This is a genomic window from Eilatimonas milleporae, from assembly GCF_003688555.1.
Lineage (GTDB): Bacteria > Pseudomonadota > Alphaproteobacteria > Sphingomonadales > Kordiimonadaceae > Eilatimonas > Eilatimonas milleporae.
Genome location: NZ_REFR01000009.1, coordinates 469747 through 483204, shown reverse-complemented (window position 1 = coordinate 483204; position 13458 = coordinate 469747). Strand labels below are relative to the sequence as shown.

The window sequence follows — 13458 nt, the reverse complement described above, 5'->3', positions numbered from 1 at the left end:
GGAAAACCCGATGAGCGAGATCACAGCCTTCACCATGCCCAAATGGGGCATCGAGATGGAAGAGGGGGTCATCCGCGAGTGGCATGCCGAGGTGGGCCAGACGGTCAACAAGGGCGATATCCTGGTGGTGATCGAAACCGACAAGATCGCCAATGAGGTGGAGCTGGAATACAGCGGGCTGCTGCGCCGGCGGATCGGCGAGGACGGCGATGTGTTCAAGGTGGGGGCGCTGATCGCGGTTTTCGCGCCCGAGGATGTGCCTGACGGCGCCGTCGATGCCTTTGTCGCCGATTTCAAGGCGGCCGATGCAGGGTTCGGGGTCGATGACGGCCCGGCTGGCGACGCGCCTGAGGCCGCTGCCGGAACGGCGGACGGCCCGGCAGAGGCCCACCCGGTGGGGGGATATGCGCTCGATCTGGACGGGCTGGGGGAGGGCGCGCCCGCAAAAACCGACACGCCGCAGGCGGTGTTGCCCGCAGGGATTTCGATGTCGCCCAAGGCGAAGGAACTGGCGCTGGCGCTGGGGGTGGACCTGACGGACGTGACCGGCAGTGGCCGGAACGGGCGCTTTTCCCTACAGGATGTGGAACAGGCGGCCAAGGCGCAGGGCCTTGCGGCCAATGCGGACGGCGACGCGGCGGACGAAGAAAACAGTTTTGAGACGATCAAGCTGAGCGGTATGCGCCGGGCGATCGCCAAACGCCTGTCCGAGGCGAACCGGACGATCCCGCATTTCTACCTGCGCCGCACGGTCGGCCTTGATGCGCTTCTGGCCCGGCGGCAGACCCTGAAGGATGCAGGCGGGACGGTGCCGTCGATCAATGATTATCTGATCAAGGCGTGCGCCGTTGCCCTGCAACAGGTGCCCGACGTGAATGTACACTTCGTCGACGATACCATCCGCCGTTTCGCCCATGCTGACATTGCGGTCGCGGTTGCCGTGCCGGGCGGGCTGGTCACGCCGGTGGTGCGCCGGGCCGAGGCGAAACCGGTGGCCGAGATCGCGGCGGCCATGCAGGACCTGGCCGGGCGTGCGCGGGCGGAAAAACTGGCGCCGCACGAATTTCAGGGCGGAACCTTCAGCCTGTCCAATCTGGGTATGTACGGGGTGACGAGTTTTGACGCCGTCATCAACCCGCCCATGGGCGCCATTCTGGCGGCCGGCAGCATTGAGCGTGTCGCCCGCGAGGACGGCCGGTTTGAAAGTGTCATGGCGCTGACCCTGTCCTGCGATCACCGGGCGATTGACGGGGCGCTCGGCGGGCGTTTCCTCGCGGCGCTGGCGGCGGCCCTCGAAGCGCCCGAGACGCTTTAAGGAGGGATGCCATGATCGCGCCGCATCCGCTGACCAATCACAAAATCCTTCAGATGGCCTATGTGGTGCGGGATTTGAAGGCAGCGGCGCGGTACTGGACCGATACCTTCGGCATCGGCCCGTTTTTCGTGCTGGACCGGCCCCAGGTGGGCACGCCGCTTTATCGCGGTCGGCCGCAGGCGGTGGAATTTTCGGCCGCGCTGGCACAGGCCGGCGACATTCATGTGGAACTGATCGAACAACACTGCCAGTCCCCGTCCTGTTACCGGGATCTGGTGCCCGAAGGCCGGGACGGTTTCCACCATGTCGCGGTGATCGTGGAGGATTACGAGGCGGAAGTGGCCCGCTACCGGGGGCTTGGTTTCGAAGTCGCCTCAAGCGGGACGTTCGGGCCGCTGAAATTCTGTTATGTGGATACCTCGCCCGCGCTTGGCTGCATGGTCGAAGTGCTGGAAGACCTGCCGTTCATCCACAATTATTTCGCCCGCGTGCGCGCGGCGGGCGAAGCGTGGGACGGGACGGACCCCTTACGGGATGCGAGCGCGCTGGCGGGCTAGGGGCGATGTTTCGCCCGCATCCGCATGATATCCCGCGCGATACGCCTTATGGCCGGGTCGTCCAACTGGCTTACCATGCCCCCGATATCGCCCGGATGGCGGACAAGGCGGCCGCGGAGCTCGGCGCCGGGCCGTTTTATCTGCTGAGCCATATTCCGCTGGCACGCTGCCGCTATCGCGGGCGTGATGCCGCGTTCGATCACAGTTCCGCCTACGGCCAGTGGGGCGGCCTGATGATCGAGCTGATCCACCAGCATGACGACGAACCGTCAGCCGTGCGCGACATGTTCGCGGCAAGTGAGCACGGCCTGCATCATGCGGCAATTTTTGTCACGGACCTGGACGCGGCGGTGGCGCGCACCACCGGTGACGGCCTGGCCTGCGCCCTTGACGCGACCACGGACGACGGAACCCGGTTCGTCATGATGGACGGTCGCGCCGATTACGGGATGTTTCTGGAATTCTATGAACCGACAGCGGACATGCGGCGGTTTTACGGATTTGTGGCGCGCAAGGCGGCGGGCTGGGACGGGGCTCGTGTGCTGCGCCCGATCGATCTTTAATCCTGAGGGACCGCGGCGGCGAGGGCGGCGTTGATTTCCGCCTGTGTCGGATTGCGCCGCAGGGTCAGGCCGCCGTTGACCTGAAGATTCTGGCCGGTCATGAAGCATTCGTCGGACGCCAGAAAGACCGCCGCCGCCGCGATGTCATCCGAGGTGCCGATGCGGCCAAGGGGATATTCCTTCACAAAGGCGTCGACCATGCCCGGCATGGCGGCGGCGTCCGCCGTCATCGGCGTTTGCGTAAAGCCCGGCGAGATCGAGTTGGCGCGTATCCCGTCGCGCCCGTATTCATAGGCGACGCAGCGCACCACGTGATCGATCCCGGCCTTGCTGCCCATATAGGCGGCATGGTGGTTGAGCATCACGGTGGCGGTCGCGGACGAAATCTGGATGATGGCACCGCCCGTCTGCTTCATCGTGGCGGCGGCGGCCTGGAGGAAGAAAAACGGCCCCTTGAATTGCAGGGCGAGCATTGCGTCCAGCTCGTCCTCGGTCGTCTTTTCAAACCGTTTGACCAGCCCCCAGCCGGTGGCGTTGAGCGCGATGTCGACGCGGCCGTGGCGGGCGGCGGCCTCGCTGAACAGCTGGTCCACATCCGCCTTGCGGGTGATGTCACACAGGGCCGATGTGCCGCCAATATCGGTGGCCAGGTCTTCAAGCGGTTGCCGGTGACGGCCCGCGACGGTGACATGCGCACCCTCGGCCGCGAACCGCCGCGCGATCACCTCGCCCATATTGCCGCGTCCCGCCGCGCCGATGATGACGGCGGTCTTGCCGGCCAGTCGCGGCATCGCAGGTTGGGAGGATGCGGTCATATCCGTGTCCTTGGCGATGTTTTCTCAAGGCTGGCGCTTTGCCTCGCCGATGATGTTGTAAAAGCCGAGATCCATATCCTCCGCCAGACAGTCGAGGATGGCCGGCGCCAGACGGTCGTGGAAGTCCGTGCCCATGTGCAGGTCAAAGGCATCCTGACTGGTGAAGGTGGCGATGCAGAGATAGGTGTTTTCATCCTCGCGCGACTGGATCAGTTCATAGACGGGGGTTTCGGGCTCATGCGCGTGGGTCAACAACCGCAGTTCGGTCTGAAGACGCTCAAACTCCCCGCGTTTTTCGGGTTTGACGACAAGCCTGGCGACAAATGCGGTCATGGTGCGTCCTTTCCGGTGCCCCTGTTGTTTTTCGGCTTCTTTCAGCCGTTTCCGTTTCAGCCGGTCTCGGCGGCGGTGATTTCCGCCGCGATCCTGTCTCTGAGTTTGAATTTCTGGATTTTGCTGGTCGACATGGGCCAGTCGTCGACGAACCGGACATATCTCGGCACCTTGAAACGGGCGAGCTTGCCGTCGCAGTGGGCGATCAGGTCTGTTCCGCTGGCCCTGGCACCGTCATGCAGTTTGATGAAAGCGGCCGCCACCTCAACATAGCGGGGGTCGGGGGCGCCGACGACCTGGGCCAGTTCCACGGCCGGATGGGTGTTCAGCACATTTTCAATCTCGGCGGCCGCGACATTCTCGCCGCCGACCTTGAGCATGTCCTTGGTGCGGCCGTGGAACATGATCTGTCCGTCCGCATCGAGAGAGCCGAGATCGCCCGTATGCAGCCAGCCGTCCGGGTCGATGGACTGCGCCGTCTTTTCCGGATCACGGTAATAGCCTTTGAGCATGCCGGGGCCGCGTATGAGGATTTCGCCCTTTTCGTCCGGTCCGCAGTCCCGGCCCGTGTCGGTGTCAACGATCCTGAGGTCCCAGCCCCTGAGCGGCACGCCGAGGCGCGAGGTGCGGGTGCCCACATCGTCGTCAAGGCGGCTGGTGCAGACCGTACCGGAGGCTTCCGTCAGACCGTAGGTGCCTACCTGTACGGTGTGGGGCATTGCGTCCATGATCGCCTGTTTGATCGCGGCCGGCTGTACGCCCAGGTTCGAGTTCATCAGCCGCACGCGCGACAGGTCGGTCCCGGCGAAACGCGGATGATTGATCAGGTCCTGCATGATGGTGACGAAGGACGGATAGGCCATGGTCGCCTGTTCGCGTTCCAGCATGTCCAGTGCGATGCCGGGTTCGAAATGCGGGATGGTCAGATAGGCGCCGCCCACATCGAAGACGGCGATCATCGGCAGGATGCCGGCAATGTGGAAAATGGGCAGTGGCGACCAGAAACGGTCCTTGTCCGTCATCCGGTACCGGTACCGGCCCAGGGCGCGGCTGTTCGAGGTGATCGCCCTGTGGGGGATCATGCATCCCTTGGGATTGGACGTGGTGCCCGATGTATAGAGAATAAGTCCCAGATCGTCGGGGCGGACAGCGGCACACCGGTCGTCGACATCGGCGTCGCTGACGCCGGCGGTCAGAGCGTCGAGTGCTTCTTCCGGTATGAAACCGGGATAGCGGCCCGTCCCCGTCACAACGATATTGTTGAGCCGGGGGGCCTGTTCAAGGGTCAGGTGGCGGGCGTCGCCTGACCGGTCAAGTCCGGGAAACGCCGCCCCGATACGCCCGACGAAATCGACGGCGCCGGCCACCTTGTCCGTGGTCACCAGTGTGTTGAGGTCGGCGTTTTCAATCAGATACGCCAGTTCGGCCGGGGCATAGCGCGCATTGATGGGAACAACCGCCGCGCCGGCAAGGGCGGCGCCGAACAGCGCTTCGACAAAATCCATCTGCGTTGTCATCAGAAGGCCGACATGGCCCCCCTGCGGCACACCGAGCGCGATAAAGGCCTTCGCCCATCGCCGTGCACGGGCCAGAAGCGCACCATAGCTGAGCCTGGTCTCGGGGAAGACCACGGCATCCCGGTCCGCCCCGTCCGCGACAGCGGCCAGCAGCAGATCACACAGGGTCAGGACGGTATCCGGATCACGCGGGGCCATCGGGTTCAGTCCTCCAGCGGGTGCAGATGTTCGCGCGTCCATGTCCCGTCGATACAGTCGATCAGGGCGGGCGCCAGTGCCGCGAAATGGTCCGATTGCCGGTGGGTCTGTTCCGCCGCCTCGTCCGCGAAGGATTCGATCACGGCAAAGGCATCCGGTTCATCCAGACGGTGGAATTTATAATGAATGGCGCCGGGTTCCCGGTCCCGGACGGCGTCTTCCATCTGGCGGGCGGCCTTGATGAAGGCGGCCTTTTTGTCGGGAAAAACCTTGAATCTTGCGATGAATGTATAGGACACGCGGACCTCTCCCCTCCGCTGACGCCGCGGCGCTTCCGCCTGCGGCAGGTACCTCCTTTTTCAGTTTCATCGCGAAACCCGGTAGCGGTCAACAAAAAACAAACATGTCGGATTGTTTTTGTGCGACGCAAAAAAATATACCAAAGGTAGGGTGTTTATAAGTCTTGGTTTTAGAAAGATTCCTGTGACTTGCGTGCATTAAAAAAAACAGTCATAATTGTTTTTAATTTGTTCTCAGTAATACAGTGGATGACCGGATTTCGTGGGGGGAACCGGTACGTCCAGACCGGGGAGGGAGCATCAAGTGGGAGGGTTTGGAATGCCTTTAGGATGCAAGACGAAGGCGCGTCTGCGCATGAGTGCGGCGCCTGTGGCGCTGGCCGGCGCGGGCATGCTGGTGGTTGCCGCGTGCCCGTCGGCGGCGGTGGCACAGGACAGCGGTGCCGAACAAAACCAGTTTATCGAAATCGAGGAAGTGTTCGTACGCGCCACGCGGCGCGAGACGCAGCTACAACAAACGCCGGTCGCCGTGACGGCACTGACCGCGCAGCAGGCCGATGCCCTTGTGCCCAAGGATCTGGGGGATATCGCCGCGCTGGTGCCGAACTTTTCCGCGTCCAAGGTGACGGGGTTCAATGCCGCCTCCTTTGCGATTCGCGGTGCCGCGCAAACCGATATCATCGTCTATTCGGAATCGCAGGTTGCCGTCACACTGGACGATTTTGTCGTGCCGCACGTTCAGACGCAGTTGCTCGATCTGTTCGATATCGAACAGATCGAGGTGCTGCGCGGACCGCAGGGGACCCTGTTCGGGAAAAACGCCACGGCCGGGGTCGTCAATGTGCGCACGCGGCGGCCGGAGTTTGACGACTTTGCCGTTGATCTCAGGGCCCGGTACGGTTCGTTTAACCGGTTTGAGGGACGGGCGGCCGTCAATGTGCCGATCAGCGACCGGCTGGCGCTGCGGGTTTCCAGCCAGTATCAACGCTCCGACGGGTTTTACCGCAACGGCGCGAGTTTCGGGCCGGTGACACCGTTCGGACCGTTTGACGATCAGGGCAACAATCTTAACCCGCTGGCCGGTGAGACGGGCGAGGGTGACAACAGCCGTCTCGGCGGCGAGGAAGTCTTCAACATGCGCGCCAAGCTGTTGTGGCAGCCGACGGACGCACTTGAAGTTCTGTTTCAGTATGAACTGATCCGCGATGATTCGGATACCGTGCCGGCGGTCAACGAGACGCCGGTGGGCGATCCGCGCTTTGTCTTCAACCAGCTTGGCTTTACGCAGGACCCGGGCAATCCGCTGGACAATGCCGGTGTGACCGCCCCAAGTGCCATCGGGGCCGATATCGGGCTTTCAAACGGGCATGAGGTCGATGTCGACGGTTATTATCTGAATATCAATTACGAGATGGGCGATGTCACGCTGACGTCGATCACCGGATACCGCGAACAGCTTTCCCTGCTGGCCAACAATTATGTGGGCGAAGTGGGGCCCGTTTCGCTTTTCGATGCCAATCGGGCGGACGACAGGGAAACCTTCCAACAGGAACTGCGGGCAAATTTCACCATCAATGACCGGATCGATATGGTGACCGGCACCTTCTACCAGTCGAACGACACCACATTCTGTGTGACCCAGACGCTTGGTTTCCTTGATCTTTTCGGTCTGGGGACGCCGCCCGGTTTCTTCAACTCCAACCCGCAGGTGCTGTGTAACGCACAGGATGCCGACGCCTTCGCGCTTTACGCCGACGCCACTTATGAGGTGAACGACCGCCTGACCATTGCCGGCGGTTTTCGTTACACCTGGGAGGACAAGAACTGGATCGGCCGCAACCAGATCGTCTATCAGGCCCTTGGCGGCGGGTTTGATCCCAGCCTCAGTTTCCAGAGCCTGGGGCCGCTTGGTGCCGCGGACTTCGACCGTTTTTCAACCGGTGTTCTGGCCGATACGGAAAACGGCGAGTTTAACGAGCCCAGCTGGCGCGCGGTGATTTCCTATGAATTCACCGACGATATCTATGGCTATACCAGCGTGTCCCGCAGTTTCCGCTCGGGCGCTTTTAACGACCAGTCGGGGACGACGGGCAATGAACTGACGCCGGAACTGATCGCGCCGACACGGCCTGAAAAGGTTACGTCCTATGAGGCCGGCCTGCGGACCGAGTTCGCGGACGGCACCTTCCGTTTCAATCCGACCTTTTTCTATGCGGATTATACGGATGCGCAGCGTCAGATCGCGGCGACGCTGACCAACAGCCAGGGTGTCGAGTTTCAGGAGACGCGTTTCTTCAACGCGGCGGACGCCCGCGTTTTCGGGATCGAGCTGGAAACACTGTGGGTCACCGGGGTCGAGGGCCTTGTGCTGGGCGGCAATTTTTCCTGGCAGGACGGTAAGTTCAACACCTTTGAAGCCGATACCGATTTTGACGGCGTGATCGATGTGGACTTTTCGGACCGGCCGCTGACCCGGACGCCCGAATTCACCTGGACGCTTTTCGGCCGCTATGAAACCCCCATCGCCGACGAGCTGCTTTTGCGCCTCAATGCAACGGCGGCTTACGAGGATGACAATGTCTTCTCCTACTCGGACATTGATGAGGATTTCGACACGTTCCTGAATTCGCGCACCCTGGTCAACGCCACGGTGGATATCGTCAGCGAAAACGGCGGGTGGTTCGTGCGGGCCTTTGGCCGCAACCTTCTGGACGAAACGTACCGCGTGTCGTCGCAGGCGGTCGCCAACCTGTGGATTTTCAGCCAGTACGGCGAACCGGCTGTGTGGGGCGTTGAAATGGGCGTCAGCTTCTAGGCACGTCCTTCGGCGTTGTTTCGAGTGTGGAAGACCGGCTTGCGGGCCGGTCTTCCCGTTTCAGGGGGAAGAGGGATATGACCGGAACGGCAGCGGCACTGGACGGCAAGCGGGCGGTCGTGACCGGCACGGCCAGCGGCATCGGCGAGGCCATCGCCAGGGCTTTCCTGTCGGCAGGGGCGCGGGTGCTTGCCGTGGATCTGCCGCAGTCCAATGTGGGCGATGTCTATGCGGATCATGCGGGCGCCGTCCCCATGGCGCAGGATATCACGGAAGCGGCGGCGCCGGATGCGATCGCGGCACGGGCGTCAGAGGCGCTGGGCGGTCTGGACATTCTGGTCAACAATGCCGGTATCGCCCACGGCGGCAGTATCGAGACCACGACGGACGCGCTGTGGGACCGGGTGATGGGCGTCAATGTCACGGCCATGTTCAAAATCACCCGCGCGGCCCTGCCGCTTCTGAAGGAAAGCGGCGCGGGGCGAATTATCAATCTGGGCTCCATCATGTCGGACATGGGCGGGCCGGAGCTGTTCGTCTATGGGACGTCGAAGCACGCGGTCGCGGGCATGACAAAGTCCATGGCGGTCGATCTGGGGCGCTACGGCATCACCGCCAATTATCTGCAACCGGGCGCCGTGGTGACCGCCCTGTCCGCCCCCTTTTTCGAGGATGAGGCCTTTCGCACCTATTGGGTGGAAAAGGCCCCTGTCGGTCGGCTTGGCGTGCCGACGGATGTTGCGGCGGCCGCCCTGTTTCTCGCCGGCGACGATGCAGGGTTCATATCGGGTGTGGGGCTGAATGTGGACGGCGGCGCCATCGTCAAATTCTAGGGGCTGCGGCCGTTCAGTCCGGGCTGCCTGTTTCGGGCACTGCCGTCAGGCGAAGGGACAATAGTCTTCCTTTTCGACCAGACCTAGCACGAAGGACAGTTTGGCCATGCCGCCGATGACGGCCATCACCACGCCAAGCTCGCAAATCTGGGCGTCGTCGAAATGCGCCCGCAGATCTTTATGCAGGGCGGCGGTCATATGGCCATCATGGTTGGTCAGGGCCATCTGGGCGGCATAGCGCAACACCGCGCGCTCGGCAGCGTCGAACGGACCGTCGTCGATATGGTCCGGCAGGGCGTCGATCTGCTGTCGGCTTAAGCCGGCCTCAAGACTGCCGGGAATATTTTGTTTGTTGCAGGTCATGCAGCCATGGGTGAGCGACAGATACAGGCGGGCCAGCTGCTTGTATTTATTGTCGAGACGGCCAGCGAAGAAGATTTTACCGTAAAAGTCGTCCATGACGAAGGACAGCAGCTCCGGTGCGACGGCGAAGGCTTCGACAAAGGCCGGTTCGCCCGTCAGGCCGTTCAATCTGTCCCAGACGGCGCCGAGCCCGTCATCCATGGCGTGCCGGGGCATGCGGGCAAGGGGGGTGTCGGCCATTGTCCAAACGTCCTTTCGGTCAGTCCTTGAAATAGTCGGGTTTGCCGATGGGCCAGACCCACCCGTACTGTGACATGCCGCCATCGATGGTCAGCACTTCACCGGTGACGAAATTCGAGGTGTCCGCCGTCAGATAGACCGCCCCTTGCGCGATGTCCCAGACCGAGCCGAACCGTTTCATCGGGTTGGCAAGGGGGAAATCCTTCAGGGCCTCGTCCGGATACTGGGTGACGCCTTCGGACTGGATGGCGCCCGGCGCGATACAGTTGACCCTGATCTTGAGCGGCGCCCATTCGGTGGACACGGTTTTTGACAGATAGATCACCCCGGCGCGCGCGGCGCAGGAATGGGCCGATTGCGGCATGCCGCGTTCAACCGTTGCCACCACATTGATGATGTTGCCCGGCTCATCCCGTTCGCGCCACAGCCGGGCGGCCGATTGCATCATCCACCAGGTGCCGTTGAGGTTGGTGTCGATGACCGCCAGCCAGCCCTTGCGCGAAAAGTCGATCGCATCCTGGGAAAACTGGCCGCCGGCGCTGTTGATCAGCACATCGATGCCGTCATGGCGGTCGAAGGCGTCCCGCATGAAATCATCCACGGCGTCGGCATCGCGGATGGTCAGGGCCTGATAGCTGATCTCCCGGCCGACATATTCCTTGATGGCGTCCCGGACCTCGGCCAGTTTTTCCTCGCGCCGGCCGCAGATGACCACATCGGCGCCGAGCCTGGCGTACAGAACGGCCATGGCCCGGCCCATGCCGCTGCCGCCGCCGGAGATGACGGCCGTCTGTCCGGCGAGAAGGTCGGAGCGATATACGGTTGCGGTTTTTGCCAGATTTTCCAGCGACATGCCCGAATAGTCGGGGGTGACGAGGGCGGGGGTTGTTTTGGCCTGAGATGCCATGGTTTTTTCTTTCTGTATGAAACGTCGCCGGTTTCTACCTGACCTAGTCCGATACGCCAAAGATGGAAACGGCGGCCACATTCCGGTTGGGAATGCCGCCAAGATTGTGCGCCAGACCGAATTTGGGCGATGGCAGTTGCCGCCCGCCGGCACGGCCGAGAAGCTGAAGATAAATCTCATAGGTCATGCGCAGGCCCGACGCGCCGATGGGGTGGCCGAAGCATTTGAGCCCGCCGTCGATCTGGCAGGGAATGGCCCCCGCCGCGTCATAGCGGCCGTCGAGAATGTCGTTCGGGGCCCGTCCGTCGGGGGACAGGCCGAGATCTTCCATCAGGACCAGTTCGGTGATGGAAAAGCAGTCATGCACCTCCGTCAGGCTGATGTCGGCGACCGGATCGGAAATGCCGGCTTCCCTGTAGGCGCGGTCCGCGGCCTTGCGGGTGGTCAGTGTATGGGCCCCGTCCCAGGACTGATGCCCCATTTCCACCCCGTTGGAGGGGGCCAGCTGCATCGCCTTGATGGTGACATGAGTGTCGCCGACAAGGCTTTTGGCGATTTCTGGACGGGCGACGATGGCACAGGCGGCGCCGTCCGATACGCCGCAGCAGTCATAGACGCCAAGCGGGTAGGCAATCATGGGCGCCCTGATAATGTCATCCACCGCGAGCCGGCGCCGCAGATGCGCCTTTTCGTTGCGGGCGCCGTTTTCGTGACTTTTCCATGAAACATGGGCCATGGCCCGTTTCAGGTCGTCCATATTCATGCCGTGCTTGGCGGCATAGGCGGCGCCCAGCTGCGCGAAAGCACCCGGTGCGGTAAAGCCCGGCTGGTACAGGTCCTCGAACGTGCCCTTGGTCCGTTCGGGCAGGCCAGAAAAGCCGGTGTCCTTCAGCTTTTCAACACCCACGGCGAGGGCGATATCGCAGGCCCCGGCCGCGACGGCATACACGGCGCCCCGCAGGGCTTCCGTGCCGGTGGCGCACAGATTTTCGACACGGGTCACCGGAATGTTCGGCAGCCGCAGAAATTGCGACAGGGGATAGGCGGATTTGCCCACATTCTGTTCATCGAAAAAGACGCCGAACCAGGCGGCCTCGATCGCCGTTTTGTCGATGCCGGCATCGGCAATCGCTTCTTCAAAGGCTTCGTTGACCAGATCCTCCGGCCCCATATCCCAGCGTTCGCCGAATTTGGAACAGCCCATGCCGATGATCGCGACCTTGTCCCGGATGCCTTCAGCCATGCCGGTCTCCCCGTTGTGTGTCGGTCTGTGCCGGTGCCGCCTTCCAGAAATACCGGCGGAAGCCGCGCGCCTGATCGAAATCCTTGATGCGGAACCGCATTTCGACCTCGGTGCCGATGGAAACCGCGCCCGGTGCGAAGTCGCACATTTCCATCAGGATATTGCCGCCGCCCGTGAAGGAGACATTGCCGTAGATGAGCGGGGGCTCGCGGGTGAAGGCCATCCAGTCCTCGGTAAAGGATTTCACCGTGCCGGACCGTTCGGAAAATCCGTACGAGTCCTGTGTGTCCAGCTTGCCGCAATCAGGGGCCACACAGCGGCGGGACCGGGGATATTGCGGTGTGCCGCACGCCCGGCAGTAGCCCCCCACCAGCCCGTAGGTGTCGCGGCTTTTGTTGTAAGCGACGGTGTGCGCGGTGCGGTTGTCGCGCTCCGCCCGCATGCCCCAGTCCAGGTCCACAACACCCCTGGCGGCGAGGAATTTCATATAATTGTCTTCGACATGCCTGTCGCCGAGCCAGCGGGCGAGACGGCGGCGCGGCGCATCCGCAATCGCGTCCGTCACGCGCAGCAGCACGGCGTCGCACCCCTGTCCGAATGCGGTGATCAGAATCCGGTCCCCCGGCGCCGCCGTGTCGAGGACACCAGCCAGCATCAAAAGGGCGTGCGCGGTGCCGGTGTGGCCGACCCGGTCGAACAGGCTGTCCGCAATCCTTGCCGCATCCACGCCCAGGCTTTTGGCGACCGCGCGGGCAAGAGCGGGATTGGCCAGCGGCGCAATCAGATGGTCGACGTCGTCCGCCGTGATCTGTGCCTGGTCCAGCAGCGGAGACACGGCGGCAGGCGCCAGTCTGGCCAGCCCCATGTCGCGGTACCAGCGTTCTTCCAGCACATAGTCGGTTTCGGTCCCGGCGGTGCGGTAATGGTCGACAATGTCGGCCTGGACACAGGCATGCGCCTCGATCACGGCAAGCGGCGTGCCTTCCCCCAGACGAAAGGCGGCGGCCCCGTCGCCGGACAGCATTTCCATTACGCTGGCCGCCTGTGTCGGGCGTGTGTCGGCGGCAACGACAAGGGACGAAACCGGCCTCTGCCGCCAGGCATTGATGAGTGCCGAGCTCGCCGCGCGCTGCGAGCCGCCCATATCCATGGTCTGGGTTGCCTGGGGCAGGTCCAGCGCGGCGGCGATGATGCCGGCATTCTGCCTGTCCAGAAACGGCGCGGTCGTGGTGGCGAAACACAGAAGTTCCGGGGAAGTGTCCGCGCCTGCCGTGGCACCGCGGGCCGCTTCGACCGCCATGGTGACGGCGTCCTCGTCCCAGGCGGCAAAGGACCGCTCGCCCTTTGCCAGGGCCTTCAGGCCGGGCTGGGCCCACCCGACCGCGTCCAGGATCGACGCGCGCGGGCACCGTCTGCGGGGCAGGTAGGCGCCATAGTCAAGAATGCCGAATGCGGTCATG

At 63.0% G+C, this 13458-nt stretch carries 13 protein-coding genes; 5 read left to right on the top strand and 8 right to left on the bottom strand.

What is annotated here, in order from left to right:
• The first annotated feature begins 10 nt into the window (after positions 1-10).
• From BXY39_RS02935 to BXY39_RS02925, 3 genes are read left to right on the top strand one after another with little or no spacing between them, the layout of a single operon-like run.
• A complete protein-coding gene (locus tag BXY39_RS02935; RefSeq protein WP_121937325.1) occupies positions 11-1315 on the top strand; it encodes a dihydrolipoamide acetyltransferase family protein in 1305 nt (434 codons plus the stop codon).
• A gap of 11 nt (positions 1316-1326) precedes the next feature.
• On the top strand, positions 1327-1872 hold the full coding sequence (locus tag BXY39_RS02930) for a VOC family protein (protein WP_121937324.1): 546 nt from the start codon (positions 1327-1329) through the stop codon (positions 1870-1872).
• A 5-nt stretch (positions 1873-1877) separates the two neighbouring features.
• Complete coding sequence (locus BXY39_RS02925; protein ID WP_121937323.1) at positions 1878-2435, top strand: VOC family protein; 558 nt, start codon at positions 1878-1880, stop codon at positions 2433-2435.
• Here BXY39_RS02925 and BXY39_RS02920 read toward each other — a convergent pair.
• The 4 genes from BXY39_RS02920 to BXY39_RS02905 are packed head-to-tail and all read right to left on the bottom strand — an operon-like array spanning position 2432 to position 5597.
• A complete protein-coding gene (locus BXY39_RS02920) occupies positions 2432-3226 on the bottom strand; it encodes an SDR family oxidoreductase (RefSeq protein ID WP_121937322.1) in 795 nt (264 codons plus the stop codon). The genes BXY39_RS02925 and BXY39_RS02920 overlap by 4 nt on opposite strands.
• 48 nt (positions 3227-3274) lie before the next feature.
• On the bottom strand, positions 3275-3583 hold the full coding sequence (locus BXY39_RS02915) for a putative quinol monooxygenase (protein WP_121937321.1): 309 nt from the start codon (positions 3581-3583) through the stop codon (positions 3275-3277).
• Positions 3584-3639: 56 nt separating this feature from the next.
• A complete protein-coding gene (locus BXY39_RS02910) occupies positions 3640-5298 on the bottom strand; it encodes a class I adenylate-forming enzyme family protein (protein ID WP_121937320.1) in 1659 nt (552 codons plus the stop codon).
• 5 nt (positions 5299-5303) lie between these two features.
• Positions 5304-5597, bottom strand: coding sequence for a putative quinol monooxygenase (locus BXY39_RS02905; protein ID WP_170163582.1), 294 nt, complete (start codon positions 5595-5597; stop codon positions 5304-5306).
• Between the two features lie 355 nt (positions 5598-5952).
• Between BXY39_RS02905 and BXY39_RS02900 the strand changes: the two genes are divergently transcribed.
• Both BXY39_RS02900 and BXY39_RS02895 read left to right on the top strand, forming a co-directional pair.
• Complete coding sequence (locus tag BXY39_RS02900; protein ID WP_170163581.1) at positions 5953-8412, top strand: TonB-dependent receptor; 2460 nt, start codon at positions 5953-5955, stop codon at positions 8410-8412.
• A gap of 77 nt (positions 8413-8489) precedes the next feature.
• Positions 8490-9245, top strand: a complete 756-nt coding sequence (locus BXY39_RS02895; RefSeq protein ID WP_121937317.1) for an SDR family NAD(P)-dependent oxidoreductase — start codon at positions 8490-8492, stop codon at positions 9243-9245.
• A 45-nt stretch (positions 9246-9290) separates the two neighbouring features.
• Here BXY39_RS02895 and BXY39_RS02890 read toward each other — a convergent pair whose 3' ends face one another.
• From BXY39_RS02890 to BXY39_RS02875, 4 genes are read right to left on the bottom strand one after another with little or no spacing between them, the layout of a single operon-like run.
• On the bottom strand, positions 9291-9848 hold the full coding sequence (locus BXY39_RS02890) for a carboxymuconolactone decarboxylase family protein (protein WP_170163580.1): 558 nt from the start codon (positions 9846-9848) through the stop codon (positions 9291-9293).
• Between the two features lie 19 nt (positions 9849-9867).
• Positions 9868-10755 (bottom strand): SDR family oxidoreductase, encoded by an 888-nt coding sequence (locus BXY39_RS02885; protein ID WP_121937315.1) that lies wholly within the window; start codon positions 10753-10755, stop codon positions 9868-9870.
• A 43-nt stretch (positions 10756-10798) separates the two neighbouring features.
• The gene (locus BXY39_RS02880; RefSeq protein ID WP_121937314.1) at positions 10799-11998 is read right to left on the bottom strand and encodes an acetyl-CoA acetyltransferase; all 1200 of its coding nucleotides are present in this window, start codon (positions 11996-11998) and stop codon (positions 10799-10801) included.
• Positions 11991-13457, bottom strand: a complete 1467-nt coding sequence (locus tag BXY39_RS02875) for a 3-oxoacyl-[acyl-carrier-protein] synthase III C-terminal domain-containing protein (RefSeq protein WP_121937313.1) — start codon at positions 13455-13457, stop codon at positions 11991-11993. The genes BXY39_RS02880 and BXY39_RS02875 overlap by 8 nt, the downstream gene beginning before the upstream one ends.
• Position 13458: the final 1 nt, after the last annotated feature.